We start from the raw sequence: 17,129 nt of genomic DNA on the forward strand, positions 1-17,129 counted from the left end.
ATCTTTTTTGGAATTTGTTTAGCAGTATGGATGTTTATTGCTATAATGAATTTTGCTAATAGAATCAGAAAAGGTAATTAGCCGAAAGCTGATTCAATCAAAGACGAAAGTAATTCCGCCTGATTTTCAAGTCTCCATTTTTCCAGCCATTGAGCCTGAGCATTTAACTTACTCCATTCACTTAATGGTAATTTTTCAGGATCAACATGGAAATTCGAGCGTATCAACGCATCTGCTTTCCAGCGTTCGTGTTCGGAATGCTCGTCATTTAACGAGCTTACAAGTTTTTTACTGACGTAGAAAAGCTATTCATGTGATTTGCCACACATTCTACAGACTTTAATTTTAGAAAATCCCTGTTTTCAATTTCGTGATCTGCTTTGACAATACAGTTGTCATATAAAGCCTTTGTACCTTTGATTTCATTGTTTTTGGCAATTGATCCTGTAGCTTCTAATGTTTTAAAATCAGGCTCTTTAAAAATTGCATTATACTGGGATTCTCCCTGTGAAATAGTTCCAACAATTAGAAAACCATGTTTTTCTTTTAATTCTTCAAGCTCAGTTTCACTAAGCCCGCAAATATTTTTTTTATCCATTTTTGTAGTATTAAATTGATTTGTCTACGATATGAGAAATGATAAGTTCCAATTCGATCTCCTTACTCATATCTCCTTCTTTCCAGTCGAATGTTGATTTTTTAAATTCAGCATTTTTTAGGATGTGTGTCACAATTGGTCCGGCTTCCGGTTGGTAGCTTATCGTAATTGAAAATGGCGCAATTCTGAATAATTGACCCTTAGGTGCTTTGGCTCTCAAAGCCACTATAGTACCGAAAAGAAGGGTAATTGAGGCAGTGGATTTTACTCTACCATATCCACGGCTTACAGGATTTCTACCCGCACCATAAATATTTTCTTTTTCCATTTCTTCATCGTACTTTACAGCTCGGATTCCTGTAACTGGCACACCTCCGATGGTTACGACAATGTCTGCCCATCCGTATTCCCGCCCATTAATTAGCGGTTCTAATTCTAAACCCATTATTGATTAATTTGTAAGGTTAAACCGATTTTTACTGTAATTTCCCTTAGTGTACCTACAGGAACTATTTTTGAAACCACTTCAAGTTTTGAATTTCTTAAAATCTGCTGAGCAGGATTTATGTAGTTCTTATAACCGCTGATTTCACCGTCTCTGAGCATTTGATCTAAAACATCATCGCATAAAGCTTCTAAGGAGCTGACTGTTGAAACATCTAAATACCCAGTATCAGAATCAACATAAGCAGGAGCGGAAATTCTCGGCAATAGAGCTTTATAGATTCCACGAATACTTTTATCGATGGTTCTGTTGTTTTCGAGATAAGCATAATCACTTTCCAGTGTTGTTGCTGTGAAACTGTCGTTAAAATATGTTCCTACATTTCCGGTATATTTTACACCGAAAACATATCCTTTTTCTGAAATCGCCTGTAATTGTTGTGGTGTATAATCGGTGATTAATGAACCATCACATAAGCCAACAACATCCATTTCACGAGCCAATTCTGCGCCTCCAGTAAAGCTTTTTGGATATGCTGTAGAAATAAGATTTTGCTTTTCTACCCACGCTATAGATTCATGCACCATTGCTTTAGAAACAGCACCTAATGCAGCACCGATACAAGATAATGACGGATTTGTTTCCGCTAAAAACTTTCCACGTCCTCCAGCATCCTGTCCGATAATTACCGTTACACGATCCGCATTTTGAGTGTGCATATTTGGAAGAGATGCAATGTCTAATGTGCCAACTTTTACAGAATATAAAAAGCTTACTGGGATATTCAGATTTCCTAAATCCAAAGCAATTTGATTAAGTGTTGCCATTCTTGCAGCAAGTGAAGCAACAGGCGTTGTGAAGTCGCACACGGCAACTTGTCTCAACTCACCGCCTGCAAAATTTTGAAGTGTTTTTACTTCAATAAATACTCCGTCTGATTCTTCAACCGACTGAACGTATAATTTTGCACCCGGATTGATTCTGAAAAATTCAGAAACATGATAATGTAAAACAGGGTTTGAAACCGCTGTAATATCATTGTCTAAATCCTCTATTGAAAGGACTAATGCTGGTGCAACATCAGATTCACCGTAAACAATCATTCCGGAAATGTGATCGCTGCCGGATAATGTACGGGATAAACCGCCATTACCTCTGACAAATTTTACTCCGTTCATTATTGGTCGGTGTTAGGTTTTGCAACTAATTTTTCTCCTTTTTCAATAGCTTCTGAAAGTTCAGCTTTTGTAAATTCTTCAGCCGGAACTTCTCCGAATTTCTTTTCGTAATCAGCTTGCAACTGCTGTTTCGGTGTTAACTTTGGTTCATCGTTTAGAGCCTTTGCTACTTCAGCACCTTTTTCACCTTCAGAATTTTTCACAGAACCTCTAACAATTGTTTCAAGGTTTTTTTGCTCTAAAGTTTTGGCATGGTTCTGAGCTGCATTCTTAGAGAAAAAAGGGGTATCGTCAGATGTTTTATAGTAGATATCAACCTTCGGGTTGTCTTTAAAAATTTGATCCATTGTTTTGATTTTTAGAATTATTTTATGAATTTTTTAATGATGTTGATACCAATTAAGCACAACCATAAAACCCCTGTCCACATAAGCAATTTTTGAAACCATTTTAAAGGCTTTTCGACGTAAACAGTTGCAGTCTCTTTGGAGTTTTCATTAATATATTTTTCCCGCCATTGCTTGAATAGCTCCTGCGCTTTTGCTTCGCAATTAACTGTGAGTAAACCGTTTTGTAGGTTGACTTTGGGAACTTCTAAATACTTTCCGGATTTTGGTTTTAAGAGTGTTTTTGTGCCGAGACTGGGCATTTCATTTGTGATTAAAACAGGTATTCCGTTTACACAATCGACATACGCATTATAAAAAGAGCTGTCGGCTTCAATTTTATAGATCGTATCTTTTACGACTTCCGTAATTGTTTTGGTGTTTTCAATAACCACCGGCTGTGATGGCTTCCTGCTAATACAGGAAACCAAAGCCAATGCAATTAATAAAAAACAAGTTATGACAGAAATATTTTTCATTGTTAATAGTTTAAATAGCCTTTAATTGTACTTCTAAGGCGTTTTTTTCTTAATACTTTTATTCCTTCACGGCTACCGGCGTCATTGGTGTTTCCTTCTATCGTGTATATGTATTGGGTGTCGAAATTCTCAACGAGACCGGTGTGACCGTTACCTTTGCCAAAGTCCATGATAAACACGGCTCCAATGGTTGGGGTGGAAGATTTTATTTTTTTGTCTGCTTTATTCCAAGCGGCAAGAACACCTCCTGTTTTTATGGCAGTATTGGGTACTTTTAAACTTTTTGAAGCTTCCAAAAAACACCAGTAAACAAATGCCATACACCATGCAGCAGGGAAACCGATTCCTACACTTAACAGGTAAGTTTTTACAGGTTCACCCCAATTTGATCCGGGCGGATTTTCTTGTTTACCATTTTGGGTAAGTGCCACTTGAAGGGCTTTTTCTGATAGTTTCATAATGATTTAATTAAATGATTGCTGCACAATCTCTGTTTTGGAATTTTGTCGCTACGAAATAATGACGATAATTCAATCGGTTTGTTTGGTTTTCTGGATCTCCTGCTGCCTGAGCGAAATATTGTTTCGTAGACCCTGTTTTCTTAGCAATATTTGTTTTCACGAACATGATAGAAGCTTGTCTATCACCAGCAACAGGAACAGAACCGTAAGGTTTTCTGACTTTTGTAGCTACAGTATAATATGGATTTGCACCATATTTGTGCAGTTCAAAACCTGCAATATTAGGATTGGGTTTCCCTTTTACATAGTCAATCAGTTGATTCCCGAAATTTTTTCGGTCTAATAAAAGATCATTCCAATGATTTTCACAAAGAACTAAACGTCTGTCGTCTTCAGCTACACCTGCAGTATCAGCAGCAGATTTTAGCGCAACTAAATCCTCATAAGTCAGTCTCAATCTACCTGAAGGATCAGCCAGTGCGTCAACGCCACCTGTCGCCAAAATGATCGGCATATTTGAATTAGCGTTGTCAGCAGGAGCAATTGAGTGAATTGCCTTTTTGTATTTTGCTTTTGAAATTGAATTGGTATGAGCTTTTGTCACAGCATCAATTTTAGGGTAAGAAGAACCTTTTACAGCATCATCGGATACAGTAACAACTTTCGTCTGAAGCTTATCTAAAGTGATTTCAATCGTTCCGTCAGTGTAAACCTGAGCGGCTATTGGATAGGTTGTATTGTTAATCAATACATCAACATCAAATTCTGTAACCGCAACGTAAATTTTATTCATTTCCGTTGCATCACCTTCATTGATCATGGTCACGTCAGCGTCAAGCTCAGGAATACCATCTAAAAAGGTTGCTGTTGTATTTTTATCGATGTTATTAATAACACGTTTTGCCCATATTTCAGGAAAATTTAATGGCATATTTTTTTAATTTTAGGATTATGAAAATAATTTTTTGTACTCTTCAGCATTCGCTGCTTTCCATGCTAATTGAGCGTTCAGATCTAGTGTTTGCCACTTTTCTTCCGTCATTGCTTCTTTGCCTCCGGGAACTTGAATTCCGGCAGTCAAATCAATTTTTTTCTCAAAACTGTCTAATGTTGCTTTTGCTAATGCAAAGTTTTGAGCAGCTAAATCAACAAATGTTTGTTTTTTATCAGCCGTAATTCTTCCTTCCTGAATGGCAAGATTTACCATTGTTTCAGTCTCTTGAGTAAGTTTTAATTTTTCAGCATCCTTGTAAGCCTGAAGCTCTTCCGTTGCTTTTTTAAGTTCTAAAGTTTTAGAATCGAAATCTGCTTTTAGATTTAGAACAGCTTCCTGTAATTCTGCCTCATCTACTTCTTTTGTATTTTTGGCAAATCCCAAAGCCACAAAAGCCAAAAGGGACAATTGAATTTTTTTCATATTGAAATCGTTATTGTTAGTTGAATCTATTATTGGATTAGCATTTCCTAATGAGAGACAAAGTGTTTTTACTTCATTTTCTGACATCTTATTTCCACTCTTATCGTAGAGAGTAACTGAACTTGCATTTGACGGAACAGCGACCAATGAAACTTCAAAAAGTTCACATTTAGTTAGAATCAGATCACCATTTTCTAATTTGATAAAATCCGCTTCATCAAAAGAAATTCCCATCGAACAACCTTTAATGAATCCAGCTTTCGCCTTTCTGATTGTTTCTTTATTCTCAAGACTTTCCGTTGCTTCATCAAATACGGGCTCACCCGAAAGAACACCTTCTTCGGAAGATATATCAACCCAATTACCTATTACAGCTTCCGTCCAATTCAAATGGTTATTTAGACATACTGGATTCAAATTAAATCTTGTGAGATTTATCCCGGCAGTCTGAATATAGAAACCGTAGGAATTCTTTTTCTTTTCGTCGTTAAAAGCAAATCTTTTCTTTGACATTTATTGCTAATTATTTTGACAAAATTGGGGGAGTTTGTTACTAAAAAAAATAAGTTGTCAGATCTTCGGACGGTTCTGTCAGAGCATTTTACAAATGTGTACGATGATTTTACACTTGTTTTTTTTTATGCGTTTTGAATTGGAATTTTGTTCGTAAAATTTCAATAAAGCGATGGCAAGAAACACCCGAGAAGAAGATAAAAGGTTGAAAAACCTTGCAGAAACTATATACCTTTCAGATGATGTACTTTCACAAAAAGATGTTGCTGAAAAAGTCGGTATTACTGAAAAAACACTCGGTAAGTGGATAGCTCAATATGGCTGGTCTGAAAAAAGAAAATCTCTTTTAGTAACCAAAAAGAGTCAATTGGTTAATTTATATAATCAATTGGAAAAATTGAATGATGAAATAAAAACTCGGCCATTAGTGAGAGATATTCCGTTATCTCTTAAAAAACCGATAAAAATAAAAGATGGCAAAGTAGAATCAATTCATTATCCTACATATAATGAGTTAGATTATCCCATAAAGTTTAGCAATTTCCCTACATCATCTGAAGCTGATATAATTTCTAAAATAACAGCTGCAATTAAAAAACTTGAAACCGAAACTAATGTTGGTGAGATTATCGAAACTGGCATTGCCTTTTTAAATTTTATTAAACCTCATAATCTTGAATTTGCAAAGCAATTTTCAGGATATTTCGATACATTCATTCAAACCAAAATCAAATAGATGGACAAAAAAACTGGACATTTATTAGAAGTTTGGAAACAAAATACTGATAATCTTTTTCGTGAGGATGCTATCCACTTGGACGAAACACCCTTGGAAAAGAAAAATAGAATCGCACGTCTGGAAGCGAATCCGGAAGAGTGGAAAAAAGAGTATTTCTCAAAATTTTGTACGGCTGAAGCAGCACCTTTTCATTTAGCGCATGATAAAAGAGTGTTAAATAATCCTGAATGGTACGAAGTAATTTCATGGTCTCGCGAATTAGCAAAATCTACAAGAACAATGATGAATATCATTTATCTTGTAATGACTCGTAAAAAGAAAAACGTTTTACTCGTGTCATATTCATCCGATAATGCTGAAATGCTATTGAAACCCTATCGTAATGTTTTTGAACAAAATGAAAGACTTAAAAGCGATTACGGCGACCAATTTAATTATGGAAATTGGAAAGATGAAAAATTTGTTTTGGCAAATGGTGCTTCTTTTAGGGCTATAGGAAAAGGACAATCTCCAAGGGGAGCCAAAAATGATGAAGCAAGACCTGATACAATACTCATTGATGATATTGATACCGATGAAGAGTGCAGGAACCCTGATAGAATTAAAGAATCTGTAAATTGGATAGAACAGGCTTTAATACCAACACGTTCAATTTCAGTTCCATTATTACTTATTGCTTGTGGGAACATAATTGCTACTTATTGCTGTATCACTGAAATGGCAAAAAAGGCTGATAAACATGATATAGTAAATATTCGAGATAAAAATAATAAATCCACTTGGCCTCAAAAAAACAGTGAAGCACAAATAGATAGGGTATTAAGTACAGTATCATGGGCATCTTATCAGAAGGAATACTTCAATAATCCTGTTATAGAAGGAAGTACATTCAAAGAAATGACATGGGGCGTAACTCCTAAAATCACTGATTGTGATGAAGTATTAGTTTACTCAGATCCGGCAACATCCAATAAAGACCGTACAGCTAATAAAAACCAGCCATCATCAAAATTTGTTGGGGTGATTGGTAGGAAAGGATTAAAATATTATGTCTACACCTGTTGGTTAGATGTTATGAATAATTCAAAATTCATTGATTGTGTTTTTGAAGCTGATTCATACTTTTTCAAAAGTGGTGGTGATAGTTACAGGAATTATATCGAAAACAATTCACTTCAAGATCCCTTTTACGAACAGGTACTTTCTCCTTTGATAAAACAGAAAGCTACTGACACAGGTATAGGAATACCAATAACGGAAGATACGAGGAGTAAACCTGAAAAATACACACGTATTGAAGGCACATTAGAACCACTTAACCGATTGGGAAATCTGATTTTAAATAAAAAAGAAGAAAATAATCCACACATGAAAAGATTGGAAGCTCAGTTTTTGGGAGTTTCGCCAAATGCGAAGGTAATGGATGGTCCTGACGGTGTAGAAGGGGGTGTATGGCTTTTAAAAAGCAGGACTTACAGTTTTAGTAATGATTATCGCTCAGGACAAAGAGCAAGTAGAAAATATTAAGAATTATGGCATTTTTAGAAGAAAAAGACATGGGTACTACGATATATGAATATCAGATAGAACAAATCGCAGATGGAAACGATGAGGCCATGCCCGATGCGATTTCCGCCGCTATTGAAGAGGCTAGATCATATCTTACTCAAAACGACAGAAAAGAATATAGCGACGGCCGACCTCATTATGATGTGCAAAAAATTTTTGCAAAAACAGGGATTTTTAGAAATCCTGTGTTGCTTCAAAAAACTAAAACAATTGCAAAATTTCATTTTATAGATTTATGTAATGCAGACATTATGTATGAGAGAGCTCAAAAAAATTACGACAGAGCTGTAGCTTATCTAAAAGACTTAGCAAAAGGTGTTATTACTTTATCTGATCTTGAATTAGTTATTGAAGACACCACCACAACAACAGATGAACCATTGCCATACAGAAGCGGTTCACGAACAAAATTTAATCACGAGTAATTATGAAATTTCCTAATTGGTTTGGGCTGAAAGATAAGCCGGTTGCTATTAAAGCTACAAAAAACGTTTTTGAGATTGCTCCGAAATCTATTTCAAGAGCAAGAAAAGACATAGTTGATTGGAACAAAGTTTTACAAATGGCCATGTTAGATGAAAATCCCACCTTTTGGGGTTTGTATAACCTATTGGATGAAGTGGCGCAAGATCCATTATTAAAATCTCAGACCGAAAATAGACGTAACAAATCTTTATCTCAAACGTTTTCAATTACCGGAAAAGATGGAAAAGTGAATCCGGAAATTACAGATTTACTACAAAATCAGATTTTTGTGAATGAAGTCAATTCAGAGATTTTAAATACTAAATTTTTAAAACATTCTGTTGGACAATGGGTTTTTGAAGATGAGCGCTTAAAATTTAAATTGATTCCTCGACAAAATGTAAATCCTTATTCAGGATTAGTCTATCAGGATTACACAGAAGATAAATTCATAAAATATCGTGAAGTAAAAGAGTATGGTATTTGGGTTTTAGAGTTCGGAGATTCTAATTTATCTGCTGATTTCGGATTGATAAACGCTGTTGTTCCACAGGTTTTATTCAAGCGTTTTGCACAATCATGTTGGTCAGAACTATGTGAGATTTATGGAATTCCGCCCAGGGTAATGAAAACCAATACTCAAGATAAAAGAATGCTTAATCGTGCTGAAACAATGATGAAGGACATGGGTGCTGCAGCTTGGTTTATTATAGATGAATCAGAAAAGTTTGAATGGGCGCAAGGCGTGGCTACCAATGGAGACGTTTATAAGAATCTGATACAACTTTGCAACAATGAGATATCTATGCCTATATCGGGTGCAATTATCGGTCAGGATACAGTAAACGGCTCTAATTCAAAAGAGAAAACCTCTCAGAATATGCTTGAGGATTTAGTACAATCAGATCTTTCATTGATTGAACAGGAGTGGAATAGTAAAATATTAAAATCATTGCAATTGATTGGTTTTATTCCTCAAGGGGAGTGGTTCTACAAATACGACAAAGCTGATGATTTAGATAAACTTTTTTCCTACACAAAAGATCTTCTAAATGCAGGAAAAGAGGTTGACAATAATTGGATTACCGACAAATTTGGCGTTCCCATAACTGGTGAACGAGAAAATCAATCACAACAAAAACTTTCTGCAAGTTTTTTCGACTAAGGGCTAAAAAACAGATTGCAGAAACATATTTTTTAGCCCTGCATGAAAATTTAGAACGGCAGTATAAGCCCTGCGATTGTGAATCTTGCAGAACTTTAAATTTAAATAGTAAATCTACACCTAAAAAGGGTTTTAAACGGGTTTTAACCACTGCTGAAAAAGCGTTTAAAAAGTTATTTGAAAGAAAAAAATACAATCCTAAAGATTTAGAAAAGGTTCAGGAATATAAAGATTTAGTTCAGGCAACAGGTGAAGTCTTTAGCGATGCAATTGTACACGAGGTTCCTGAAAAGATGAAAGAATATTTAAAAAAGGATGCTTTTGTTTTTTCAGGATTAAAAGCTCATGCGCAATTAACAGAAGCCCGCAGTTTGTTAAACGATGAAAATGGTAATATAAAACCGTACTACAAATTTGAACAGGATATTTTAAAACTCAATGAAAAATACAATGTAACTTATCTTGAGACGGAATATGAATTTGCTGTCGCTTCGTCTCAAAGCGCTGCTAATTGGGGCAATCTACAAGACAATACAGATAGATATTTTTTACAGTATAGAACAGCAGGAGATGAAAAAGTACGGGCGAGTCATGCACAGCTTAATAGTACAACTTTACCCAAAGATGACCCATTTTGGTTTTCTTTTTATCCTCCCAATGGCTGGAGGTGCAGATGCGTTGCTGTTGAAGTTTTAGCTGTTGATTATAAAGTTTCAGATAGCAAAAAAGCAATTGAAATAGGTGAAAAAGCAACGACAAGTATTAATAAAGACAACAAAAATACTTTAGAAATGTTCAGGTTTAATCCGGGAATGGAAAATAAAATCTTCCCTCCCAATAATGCTTACAGTAAAGTAATAGGAGCGGAAACCGCAATTAAAAATTTAAGTTATGCAGCCTAAAGAATTCATAAAACAGGTAATGATTGATACTAAGATTAAACTTAGTGACGAGTTCGATCAAAATTTTCAAAGAAAAGCTTTCTTTGATAAGAAATGGGCAACATCGAAATTACACAATAAAAGAGGCTCATTAATGATGCGGTCGGGGATGCTAAGAAGATCCATCCAAAGTCCAAAAACAGTTTCTAACGGCATCACTTGGAGCAGTTCACAGCCACAAGCTAAATTATTAAATGAAGGCGGAGTAATTGTCGTAACAGATAAAATGAGAAAGTTCTTTTGGGCGATGTACTACAAAACCTCAGGAGCCATGAGAAATGATGTAAAGAAAACTTCTACCAACAAAGCAAGAAACCAAAAGCTTTCGGATGAAGCTGCACAATGGAAAGCTTTGGCGCTTCAAAAAAAGGGTGCAAGAATGAATATTACTCAAAGACAGTTTTTGGGGCATCATCAGCAAGTAGATAAGATTATTAAAGAGATTATCAACCGAAACTTTCAAGAATTAAATAATGATTTTCGAAACAACTTTTTATTATACAGATAATGGAGACAATTTTAACAAATATCCAAAATAAAATAGCGGAAATTTCATCTTTAAAATATGTAGATGAAGATACTGGGCAACTTGATTATTATTCACCCAATTTTCCTGTGCAGTTCCCGTGCTGTCTTATTGATTTGAATGATGGTAGCTTCAGCGATATCGGACGAGATTTATCAAAAAAACCAGTAAACAGGCAAAATGGAGCTTTATCGGTTAGGCTTACACTTGCCAATATGAAGCTTACCAATACGAGTTTTAAAGCACCAAAATCGCAGAAAGATGCGGCATGGAATATATTTGGATTAATGAAAGAAATACATGAGAAACTACACGGATTTTCACCTGATGTAAATTGTACTAAGATGCTAAGAAAAACGTTTTCGAGAAGTAAAAGAGATGATGGTATACAGGAATATACAATTTATTACAGCTTTGAAGCTAATAATGTTTAATCAAATAAAGATGGTAAAGTAACTTTTACTAATTCTTCCTCAACAGGAGTGTTGAGAATACGGTATAAAGTATCACGGGAAATGTGAAATTTAGGGTAAATAAATTCTCTATGAATAACAGTAATAGGAGTATATCGGCAATCATGCTTGTTAAACTCTTCCATTACCTGCTGATAACGAAGAAGTCTATTGCGTTTTGCCCCGATGCTTTGTTTTGTAACTGCCATATAACCACAAAAATAAAACAAAAAAAATCACCAAACAAGGTGATTTTCTTTTGTTGCATCAGAAAGTTTAAAATTGTATAATCCAGTAATTTTCTGAGTTACCATCTTTAATCATTCTCGTGAAACGATCTTTTGGAGTATATGCATTTCCTTCTTTAATAATTTTATCTCTGTCGGCTTGAGGATCAATAAATTTGAGCCAGAATGGATAGACGGCCAAAAACGGTCCAGCAACCGATCTTAAACCCCAAGTTTCCTTTCCTTTGATTTCAAGAGCGGGATTACCTCCTACAAAAGCTTTGTATCCTGTTACTGTGAAAGTATCTTCTTTATTGTCTGCATTAGAGAATTGAAAATATTTTCTCTTTTTATATTCTCCTGAATCATAAAGTTTATAATTTCTTCCGGTCAGAATAACTACTTCAGCAATACGATCTGTAAATTGCAAGGAATCAAGATTTTCAAAGTGACTCACATTTTGCCCAAAGAAAAAGCCGGATATCAAGGTCAAAAGGAATAAGAGTTTTTTCATAGTTTGATGGATGTTAATTTTAATATAATTTTATCATCTAAAATTGCGACAACTAAATATTCATTGTCACCAATTATTAAAGTTTCATTTTCTTTGAATATTACACCATCAACAATTAAACGTCTTTGTCTGAGGTGTTTTTCCGGTGAATAATTTTCAGTTATGTTAAAAGTGTTTTTTGTCGATTTCTTTAATTCTTCTAAGGTTATTGTAATGTCAGATTCAAAAACGTTCACACCTGTGCGACCTTCAACAGGTTTAAAATCTAACTCTCTGCCACCCATAAATATTTTTATGTTATCCCAATTATATTTGTCATTGTTCATAAATCAAAAATAATATATTTTTATTAATCTAAGGAGGAAACGCTCAATCTTATTGCGTTAATAACCCTTTTCATTTTAACATTTTGATTTCTTTCATCAACATTTAAATAATCAGTACCTATCATCACACCCAGTGTGAAAAATTCAGCTGCTTTTAATTCTGTATTAGGGTCTTTGGTCTTCAGAACCATTGTTGATGCATTATCTCCTTTCTCTATTGTGATATCGCATAGAGCTTTAATTCCCATACCCATGATGCTATCTTCAAAACATTCGAGAAGTGCATCTATTTTTTCATTTTCTGTAAGTATTCTATATTCTGCCATGTTGTAAAATTATAAAGTTGTTATTAGAAAAAAATACGGCTTTCCGTAGCCTATTTAATTTGTTTTAAAATTTGTTGTATTTCTTTGTCAAACACCTTTATAAAGATGTTTTCTTCGCTTTGGTTTTCGCCAGTTTTACAGGCTGTAAACGTCCAGCTTTCATGTGATGCAATTCCGTTTGGAAAGGTTTCATCTGTAAACTCCCACAACCAGCTTTTAATCTCATATCCTTTCTTCTGTAAAAACTCAAAGATTTCTGATTGAGTGAAATTAATTTCAATTTTCATCTTTATTACGTTTTCGAGTTCTTCGCTTATTCTTATCATTTAATCGTATTTGGTTTTCCGCCTGTAGTATTTTTAAAACTTCCGGGTGCGAGTATTGGGATGTATTATCAATCATAGTTTGCAATCTTTCATCATCCATTTTTTTTGCAGCTTCAGGAAGAGCTAAGAGATAAGAATCATAATCAAACAAAGGATTATCTTTTCTTATTACTCCTGTATTTCTGCTGATTGTGGTTGTTTTTAAAAGTTTGGAAAGTTCTTCGAGTTTTTCTTTAGATTTTTCAGAATACTGATGATTTTTTACAGCATCATTTTCCGTTCTGATTCTTTGGTTTTCTTCATTGATTCTGTTTTCATGAAAAGCATCCGTTTTTTTATCTAAATACTTATTGACCCATGAAAGTATCACAATTGAGTCAAGTCTATATAAATCGCCAAATTCACCGCTTCTTGCCATCTTAAAAAATAACATTATATCCTCTAAACTCTCACCTGCGAATCTTTCAAATAAATCAGACGATAAAGCAATCATTTGGTCTTCGTTGAGTTTTTTACTAACATTGACAAGATCATTGAATCTTTTTACGATTAGAAAAATCGATTTGATTAATTCGGTCTCATTAGCTTTTTGATTGATAAGTAAAGGAGCTAAAACGCATTTTTCAATAGTTAAGCTCCTTTCAACGTTTATAAGATCAAACTTATCTTCGCTTACCAAACATTGCATCAATCTTGTCGAACGCTCCGGAACTATTATTTCCGGTGTTGACTCTATTAATTGCGGCAAAGTGTTCTGCATACATTTTAGGATTTTCTTTAACATTAAGAACCTGATTTATATACTTATCAAAGTTCTTTTCTCTGAAAATTGTCACAGGGTTTAAATTGGCACACATTTCAACATTTTTCTTCCATTGAATCGTTTTTAGCTGAATTACTTCCTGAATTTCGGTTATTGTGTAACCTTCTTTTAAAACCCGCTTAATACCTGCTAAATTCGATTTACCACCTCGGTGTTTATGTCCTGTTATTTGATTAAATAGATTGAGGATTTCTATTTCGGGACTTGCAATTTCTTCCATTGTTAATTTTTTTATTGGGTATATTCTAATGGCTTCACGCTCTCCAAAAAGTACATGAAGCGGTGTCCTTCTTTTTTTTAGCACTAACTTTCTTTTTCAAAATAAACTTTGTAAAAATTACCTTTTTCATCTGTTCCTTTTTCTAAAAGCTTTTTATCTCCATGAATGTACAGATGAAAATTCTTGTCTAACTTGATAATGCTTTTAAAATGCTTTTGAGACTTTTTAACCGCTGTTGTGTTGATTGGAAATTCTTCAGACACATTTATCTGCATATCCTGTTCATAATCGGTTTTAAACTCATTAAAACTGTTGATAATTTCTTTTTGTTCTAAAACTTCATTTCCAAATTCTTCGAGGTTAAATTCTTCTTTTTCATGGAAATATTTAACTGCTTTATTAAGTAAATCCGCCTGATCTGCTTTAGAAACTTCAAACTCAACTGGAAGCTGTTTTTTGAAATAATCTTTGATGATTGCCATTGATTCTTGTGTTTGATAGTAATCATCTTCACGCTGTTTTACTTTTAAGAAATCCTCAAACCAGTAATACATATCTCCGTTTTTGTTGTTGTCAACCACTGAAAGAACATATCCGCTTTGTCCGTCTTTATTGTAGATTAAAGCTGCTTTGTCAATTTTGGCTAAACTAATACCCTGATCTACTTCTACAGGATCGTGTTGATTTGGGAATATTTTTAAAAAGGATTCTTTTTTTTCCATTTTAAAAATTCCAATTTTATCAACATCATTTTCGTTATCAGCAGAGAAATAAACTACAAACAAATCACCTCCCTGAATACGTGGGTTTTCGGCTGCATCATAGAGTAATCTTGCTAAATCTTTTGATTTTTGAATAAAGGCTTCTGAATCTTCAAAAACATTACTGATAGTTTTGTAAACAAGATTATTCACCAAATAAGAATCAGAGTAAAACTGGTAGGTTTCTTCACTCTTAAAAGAGCCTAAAAAGTAATTTAGTAGAAGGTCAGTTTTTGTTTCATCCAACTGAAGTAAACCGTCTGCCATACCAGCACCTTCACCGTTTATTTTATTTCCTACTTTGTGCGCAATAATTTTCATAGTATTTTAATTATAATGTTGTTGTTCTGAAATATGTCCTTCAACCAATCTACCTGCGAAATGCAAATCTCTCTGAGCATTTAAAAATGCACTATAAAGAGAATCTAATCGAGTAGAAGGAATGTCGTTAAATCGCTGATATTTTGAAGCTCTACACGCAATTGTTTTCACATATTCGGTAGTAACCGTTTTATTCATTTTTTTGAACATTCCAAAAATCGCTGCAATAACTCGTTTGCGTTTTTTATTCAATAATTCGTTAGAATTTCTTTCGTAGAAATCACAAAGAGTATCAATTTCGTCAGGACTGAGGTTTTTTGCAGAATCAGTCCGACCATTTGTAAAAGAGCTGATTATTTCAGCTCTTTGGTTTGTCACTCCTTCTTTTGACATTAAAGTCATTAATTTTTTAAGTGTTGCCATGACTTTACTCTTCTAATGCATTTTTAAATTCACTTTCTAAATCATCATCAAGCGCAGCGAGTTGCGCTTCTAAATCACTAATAACATCTCCTAATACTGTTTTGAAATCTTCATTTGATAAGTGATTGATTTTACTTTGGATAAATTCACTAATTTCAGTTGCTAATTCATCAGTTCCATAGCTATTTAATAGTATTCCCATAATATTGTTTTGTTTGTTAGTCTATTGAGAATTGAAAGTTCACACGTTTAATAATACCATCGCCAAAATCCACCATTTTGTAACCTCTTGCATATCGGCTTGTCCTGATATCAATCATTGCATCGTTAATGATATCCATTCCTTCACTGAATAATGGTGAATTTGCTTTTTCTCGCATTGTGTTAAGCTGTCGTACTTTTTTCGGCTCGTAATTTCCTTGAGCATCCGTTTTCAAGAAAATCTGAATCATTTCCATTAATACTTTTTCATTTTCTGATTCTCCAGCCAAAGAGGTCATATATTCACGGATTTTTACGATTCCTTCAGCTTCAGTTCCATTAAAAGAAGGTTTCATATTCCAACCAACTTTAATACTTGCAGAACCATCGTCAAGCGTAAAAGTGTGGCTGTCCTGTTCTCTTTTTTTATTTCCGAACACTTCAGCACGAAGCTCAATAACAGGCTCAATATTGGAGAAAAGTGTTACTATTCGATTTTCGATATCTTCACGTTTGTCTATGAAATAATCTATCTGTCCGATTACAATGTCGTTTTCTAAACCTTTGAGCAATTTTTTATCTTTTGCCAGTTTAGCTTTTTTATTTTTTTCCTCCTGTGCAACCTGGTCCGCAATTGTTTGTTTCTGTTCCGGTGTTAATTGTGCGATGTCAATTGTTGTCATAATATGTTATTGTTTATTATTAATTGTTGTAATTGTTTTTTACTTTCTTTGATTTCTTGAATAAGATTATCTGCTATTGTATCGTCGCTTACATTTTTAAGCTGCTCTATGAGATTTTGAATGTTTTTTTCAAGTTTAATCTCAGGTGTTTCAGCAAAAAGTATTTCGTATCTGTAGTTGCTTAAATAATTAATGATGTATTGAGAATTACTAATTGAAACTTGACAGATGGCTTCCTTGTGAGCGAGGTAAATAAGTTCAACTATTTTTTCATCGCTTACATTCAATTTCCTAAGCTCGAATTTCTCTTTTGATATTAGTGTTTGAATTTCAATTTGATAATTGAATGCTTGTAATGCCTTGGGAAGTAGTGGGAGAAAATTCTTAAATATTGAAAAATCTATTTTTTTGCTCATTTCATATTTCGGGAGATTCCCAGTTTTTTGATTTTATAAAAATTAATTTTGTATTTATTTTCTCTTCAACATCGGCAGGTAGTAAATAAACTTGCGAGTTAATTAGTGAGCTGCGTTCCTTGTGAATGAAAATTCTATCAAATGCAGTGAGGTACTTTTCACCATAGCTGTCGTATTGCAGTGCCGTGGTTAGTTTTTCAAATCTTTCGCTTTCTGTGTAGGTCATTG

General features: G+C 34.1%; 29 protein-coding genes. 7 read left to right on the forward strand and 22 right to left on the reverse strand.

The annotated features are described in order from the left end of the window. Nucleotides 1-77: 77 nt before the first annotated feature. Genes AB671_RS22295 through AB671_RS12740 form a run of 9 tightly spaced genes read right to left on the reverse strand, consistent with a single transcriptional unit; the run spans nt 78 to nt 5,477 of the window. The gene (locus AB671_RS22295; RefSeq protein ID WP_157444211.1) at nt 78-227 is read right to left on the reverse strand and encodes a hypothetical protein; all 150 of its coding nucleotides are present in this window, start codon (nt 225-227) and stop codon (nt 78-80) included. Nucleotides 228-277: 50 nt separating this feature from the next. Then, entirely contained in the window at nt 278-598 is a 321-nt protein-coding gene (locus AB671_RS12705) for a hypothetical protein (protein WP_066679569.1), read from the reverse strand. Between the two features lie 10 nt (nt 599-608). Beyond that, entirely contained in the window at nt 609-1,043 is a 435-nt protein-coding gene (locus AB671_RS12710; RefSeq protein ID WP_066679570.1) for a hypothetical protein, read from the reverse strand. Then, the gene (locus AB671_RS12715; RefSeq protein WP_066679571.1) at nt 1,043-2,221 is read right to left on the reverse strand and encodes a DUF2586 family protein; all 1,179 of its coding nucleotides are present in this window, start codon (nt 2,219-2,221) and stop codon (nt 1,043-1,045) included. The genes AB671_RS12710 and AB671_RS12715 overlap by 1 nt, the downstream gene beginning before the upstream one ends. After that, entirely contained in the window at nt 2,221-2,568 is a 348-nt protein-coding gene (locus AB671_RS12720; RefSeq protein ID WP_066679572.1) for a hypothetical protein, read from the reverse strand. Before AB671_RS12720 ends, AB671_RS12715 begins: the two co-directional genes overlap by 1 nt. A gap of 17 nt (nt 2,569-2,585) precedes the next feature. Next, the gene (locus AB671_RS12725; RefSeq protein ID WP_066679573.1) at nt 2,586-3,086 is read right to left on the reverse strand and encodes a hypothetical protein; all 501 of its coding nucleotides are present in this window, start codon (nt 3,084-3,086) and stop codon (nt 2,586-2,588) included. Between the two features lie 2 nt (nt 3,087-3,088). Next, a complete protein-coding gene (locus AB671_RS12730; RefSeq protein WP_066679574.1) occupies nt 3,089-3,544 on the reverse strand; it encodes a CHAP domain-containing protein in 456 nt (151 codons plus the stop codon). Nucleotides 3,545-3,554: 10 nt separating this feature from the next. Then, the gene (locus AB671_RS12735; protein ID WP_066679575.1) at nt 3,555-4,478 is read right to left on the reverse strand and encodes a hypothetical protein; all 924 of its coding nucleotides are present in this window, start codon (nt 4,476-4,478) and stop codon (nt 3,555-3,557) included. Nucleotides 4,479-4,496: 18 nt separating this feature from the next. After that, complete coding sequence (locus tag AB671_RS12740) at nt 4,497-5,477, reverse strand: HK97 family phage prohead protease (protein WP_066679576.1); 981 nt, start codon at nt 5,475-5,477, stop codon at nt 4,497-4,499. Nucleotides 5,478-5,649: 172 nt separating this feature from the next. Between AB671_RS12740 and AB671_RS12745 the strand changes: the two genes are divergently transcribed. The 7 genes from AB671_RS12745 to AB671_RS12775 all read left to right on the forward strand — a co-directional run bounded on the left by AB671_RS12745 (nt 5,650) and on the right by AB671_RS12775 (nt 11,316). Further along, nucleotides 5,650-6,213 carry a helix-turn-helix domain-containing protein gene (locus tag AB671_RS12745; RefSeq protein ID WP_066679577.1) on the forward strand — a complete coding sequence of 188 codons (564 nt, stop codon included), beginning with the start codon at nt 5,650-5,652 and terminating at the stop codon, nt 6,211-6,213. Beyond that, a complete protein-coding gene (locus AB671_RS12750; protein WP_066679578.1) occupies nt 6,214-7,743 on the forward strand; it encodes a hypothetical protein in 1,530 nt (509 codons plus the stop codon). Nucleotides 7,744-7,748: 5 nt separating this feature from the next. Further along, entirely contained in the window at nt 7,749-8,210 is a 462-nt protein-coding gene (locus tag AB671_RS12755) for a hypothetical protein (RefSeq protein ID WP_066679579.1), read from the forward strand. Between the two features lie 2 nt (nt 8,211-8,212). Continuing rightward, nucleotides 8,213-9,415, forward strand: a complete 1,203-nt coding sequence (locus tag AB671_RS12760; RefSeq protein ID WP_066679580.1) for a DUF935 family protein — start codon at nt 8,213-8,215, stop codon at nt 9,413-9,415. Between the two features lie 293 nt (nt 9,416-9,708). After that, complete coding sequence (locus AB671_RS12765; protein ID WP_066679581.1) at nt 9,709-10,317, forward strand: phage minor head protein; 609 nt, start codon at nt 9,709-9,711, stop codon at nt 10,315-10,317. Continuing rightward, on the forward strand, nt 10,307-10,864 hold the full coding sequence (locus AB671_RS12770) for a hypothetical protein (RefSeq protein WP_066679582.1): 558 nt from the start codon (nt 10,307-10,309) through the stop codon (nt 10,862-10,864). The genes AB671_RS12765 and AB671_RS12770 overlap by 11 nt, the downstream gene beginning before the upstream one ends. Then, entirely contained in the window at nt 10,864-11,316 is a 453-nt protein-coding gene (locus AB671_RS12775; protein WP_066679583.1) for a hypothetical protein, read from the forward strand. Before AB671_RS12770 ends, AB671_RS12775 begins: the two co-directional genes overlap by 1 nt. Here the strand turns inward: AB671_RS12775 and AB671_RS12780 are convergent. The 13 genes from AB671_RS12780 to AB671_RS12840 all read right to left on the reverse strand — a co-directional run bounded on the left by AB671_RS12780 (nt 11,313) and on the right by AB671_RS12840 (nt 17,127). Continuing rightward, nucleotides 11,313-11,543 carry a hypothetical protein gene (locus tag AB671_RS12780; RefSeq protein WP_066679584.1) on the reverse strand — a complete coding sequence of 77 codons (231 nt, stop codon included), beginning with the start codon at nt 11,541-11,543 and terminating at the stop codon, nt 11,313-11,315. The genes AB671_RS12775 and AB671_RS12780 overlap by 4 nt on opposite strands. Nucleotides 11,544-11,610: 67 nt before the next feature. After that, nucleotides 11,611-12,075, reverse strand: coding sequence for a hypothetical protein (locus AB671_RS12785; protein ID WP_066679585.1), 465 nt, complete (start codon nt 12,073-12,075; stop codon nt 11,611-11,613). Further along, complete coding sequence (locus tag AB671_RS12790) at nt 12,072-12,401, reverse strand: hypothetical protein (RefSeq protein ID WP_066679586.1); 330 nt, start codon at nt 12,399-12,401, stop codon at nt 12,072-12,074. The genes AB671_RS12785 and AB671_RS12790 overlap by 4 nt, the downstream gene beginning before the upstream one ends. Before the next feature lie 23 nt (nt 12,402-12,424). After that, nucleotides 12,425-12,727: a hypothetical protein gene (locus AB671_RS12795; protein WP_066679587.1), complete on the reverse strand. Its 303-nt coding sequence runs from the start codon at nt 12,725-12,727 to the stop codon at nt 12,425-12,427. A 50-nt stretch (nt 12,728-12,777) separates the two neighbouring features. Next, the gene (locus tag AB671_RS12800; RefSeq protein WP_082987306.1) at nt 12,778-13,014 is read right to left on the reverse strand and encodes a hypothetical protein; all 237 of its coding nucleotides are present in this window, start codon (nt 13,012-13,014) and stop codon (nt 12,778-12,780) included. Next, a complete protein-coding gene (locus AB671_RS12805) occupies nt 13,004-13,813 on the reverse strand; it encodes a hypothetical protein (RefSeq protein ID WP_185114104.1) in 810 nt (269 codons plus the stop codon). The genes AB671_RS12800 and AB671_RS12805 overlap by 11 nt, the downstream gene beginning before the upstream one ends. Beyond that, a complete protein-coding gene (locus AB671_RS12810) occupies nt 13,716-14,180 on the reverse strand; it encodes a conserved phage C-terminal domain-containing protein (protein ID WP_066679590.1) in 465 nt (154 codons plus the stop codon). Before AB671_RS12810 ends, AB671_RS12805 begins: the two co-directional genes overlap by 98 nt. Then, nucleotides 14,180-15,178, reverse strand: a complete 999-nt coding sequence (locus tag AB671_RS12815) for a nucleoid-associated protein (protein WP_066679591.1) — start codon at nt 15,176-15,178, stop codon at nt 14,180-14,182. Before AB671_RS12815 ends, AB671_RS12810 begins: the two co-directional genes overlap by 1 nt. Before the next feature lie 6 nt (nt 15,179-15,184). Then, entirely contained in the window at nt 15,185-15,601 is a 417-nt protein-coding gene (locus AB671_RS12820; RefSeq protein WP_066679592.1) for a hypothetical protein, read from the reverse strand. Nucleotides 15,602-15,605: 4 nt separating this feature from the next. Beyond that, entirely contained in the window at nt 15,606-15,803 is a 198-nt protein-coding gene (locus tag AB671_RS12825; RefSeq protein WP_066679593.1) for a hypothetical protein, read from the reverse strand. Nucleotides 15,804-15,819: 16 nt separating this feature from the next. Beyond that, the gene (locus AB671_RS12830; protein WP_066679594.1) at nt 15,820-16,485 is read right to left on the reverse strand and encodes a hypothetical protein; all 666 of its coding nucleotides are present in this window, start codon (nt 16,483-16,485) and stop codon (nt 15,820-15,822) included. Then, nucleotides 16,482-16,901 (reverse strand): hypothetical protein, encoded by a 420-nt coding sequence (locus tag AB671_RS12835; RefSeq protein ID WP_066679595.1) that lies wholly within the window; start codon nt 16,899-16,901, stop codon nt 16,482-16,484. Before AB671_RS12835 ends, AB671_RS12830 begins: the two co-directional genes overlap by 4 nt. Before the next feature lies 1 nt (nt 16,902). Continuing rightward, nucleotides 16,903-17,127, reverse strand: a complete 225-nt coding sequence (locus AB671_RS12840) for a hypothetical protein (RefSeq protein WP_066679596.1) — start codon at nt 17,125-17,127, stop codon at nt 16,903-16,905. Nucleotides 17,128-17,129 lie beyond the last annotated feature (2 nt).

It is taken from the genome of Chryseobacterium sp. BGARF1 (assembly GCF_001677955.1).
Classification (GTDB): Bacteria; Bacteroidota; Bacteroidia; order Flavobacteriales; family Weeksellaceae; genus Chryseobacterium.

Coding starts and splice junctions, on each gene's coding strand:
- AB671_RS12705 (WP_066679569.1), bottom strand. CDS start 598: ATGGATAAAAAAAATATTTGCGGGCTTAGTGAAACTGAGCTTGAAGAA.
- AB671_RS12710 (WP_066679570.1), bottom strand. CDS start 1,043: ATGGGTTTAGAATTAGAACCGCTAATTAATGGGCGGGAATACGGATGG.
- AB671_RS12715 (WP_066679571.1), bottom strand. CDS start 2,221: ATGAACGGAGTAAAATTTGTCAGAGGTAATGGCGGTTTATCCCGTACA.
- AB671_RS12720 (WP_066679572.1), bottom strand. CDS start 2,568: ATGGATCAAATTTTTAAAGACAACCCGAAGGTTGATATCTACTATAAA.
- AB671_RS12725 (WP_066679573.1), bottom strand. CDS start 3,086: ATGAAAAATATTTCTGTCATAACTTGTTTTTTATTAATTGCATTGGCT.
- AB671_RS12730 (WP_066679574.1), bottom strand. CDS start 3,544: ATGAAACTATCAGAAAAAGCCCTTCAAGTGGCACTTACCCAAAATGGT.
- AB671_RS12735 (WP_066679575.1), bottom strand. CDS start 4,478: ATGCCATTAAATTTTCCTGAAATATGGGCAAAACGTGTTATTAATAAC.
- AB671_RS12740 (WP_066679576.1), bottom strand. CDS start 5,477: ATGTCAAAGAAAAGATTTGCTTTTAACGACGAAAAGAAAAAGAATTCC.
- AB671_RS12745 (WP_066679577.1), top strand. CDS start 5,650: ATGGCAAGAAACACCCGAGAAGAAGATAAAAGGTTGAAAAACCTTGCA.
- AB671_RS12750 (WP_066679578.1), top strand. CDS start 6,214: ATGGACAAAAAAACTGGACATTTATTAGAAGTTTGGAAACAAAATACT.
- AB671_RS12755 (WP_066679579.1), top strand. CDS start 7,749: ATGGCATTTTTAGAAGAAAAAGACATGGGTACTACGATATATGAATAT.
- AB671_RS12760 (WP_066679580.1), top strand. CDS start 8,213: ATGAAATTTCCTAATTGGTTTGGGCTGAAAGATAAGCCGGTTGCTATT.
- AB671_RS12765 (WP_066679581.1), top strand. CDS start 9,709: ATGAAAGAATATTTAAAAAAGGATGCTTTTGTTTTTTCAGGATTAAAA.
- AB671_RS12770 (WP_066679582.1), top strand. CDS start 10,307: ATGCAGCCTAAAGAATTCATAAAACAGGTAATGATTGATACTAAGATT.
- AB671_RS12775 (WP_066679583.1), top strand. CDS start 10,864: ATGGAGACAATTTTAACAAATATCCAAAATAAAATAGCGGAAATTTCA.
- AB671_RS12780 (WP_066679584.1), bottom strand. CDS start 11,543: ATGGCAGTTACAAAACAAAGCATCGGGGCAAAACGCAATAGACTTCTT.
- AB671_RS12785 (WP_066679585.1), bottom strand. CDS start 12,075: ATGAAAAAACTCTTATTCCTTTTGACCTTGATATCCGGCTTTTTCTTT.
- AB671_RS12790 (WP_066679586.1), bottom strand. CDS start 12,401: ATGAACAATGACAAATATAATTGGGATAACATAAAAATATTTATGGGT.
- AB671_RS12795 (WP_066679587.1), bottom strand. CDS start 12,727: ATGGCAGAATATAGAATACTTACAGAAAATGAAAAAATAGATGCACTT.
- AB671_RS12800 (WP_082987306.1), bottom strand. CDS start 13,014: ATGAAAATTGAAATTAATTTCACTCAATCAGAAATCTTTGAGTTTTTA.
- AB671_RS12805 (WP_185114104.1), bottom strand. CDS start 13,813: ATGCAGAACACTTTGCCGCAATTAATAGAGTCAACACCGGAAATAATA.
- AB671_RS12815 (WP_066679591.1), bottom strand. CDS start 15,178: ATGAAAATTATTGCGCACAAAGTAGGAAATAAAATAAACGGTGAAGGT.
- AB671_RS12820 (WP_066679592.1), bottom strand. CDS start 15,601: ATGGCAACACTTAAAAAATTAATGACTTTAATGTCAAAAGAAGGAGTG.
- AB671_RS12825 (WP_066679593.1), bottom strand. CDS start 15,803: ATGGGAATACTATTAAATAGCTATGGAACTGATGAATTAGCAACTGAA.
- AB671_RS12830 (WP_066679594.1), bottom strand. CDS start 16,485: ATGACAACAATTGACATCGCACAATTAACACCGGAACAGAAACAAACA.
- AB671_RS12835 (WP_066679595.1), bottom strand. CDS start 16,901: ATGAGCAAAAAAATAGATTTTTCAATATTTAAGAATTTTCTCCCACTA.
- AB671_RS12840 (WP_066679596.1), bottom strand. CDS start 17,127: ATGACCTACACAGAAAGCGAAAGATTTGAAAAACTAACCACGGCACTG.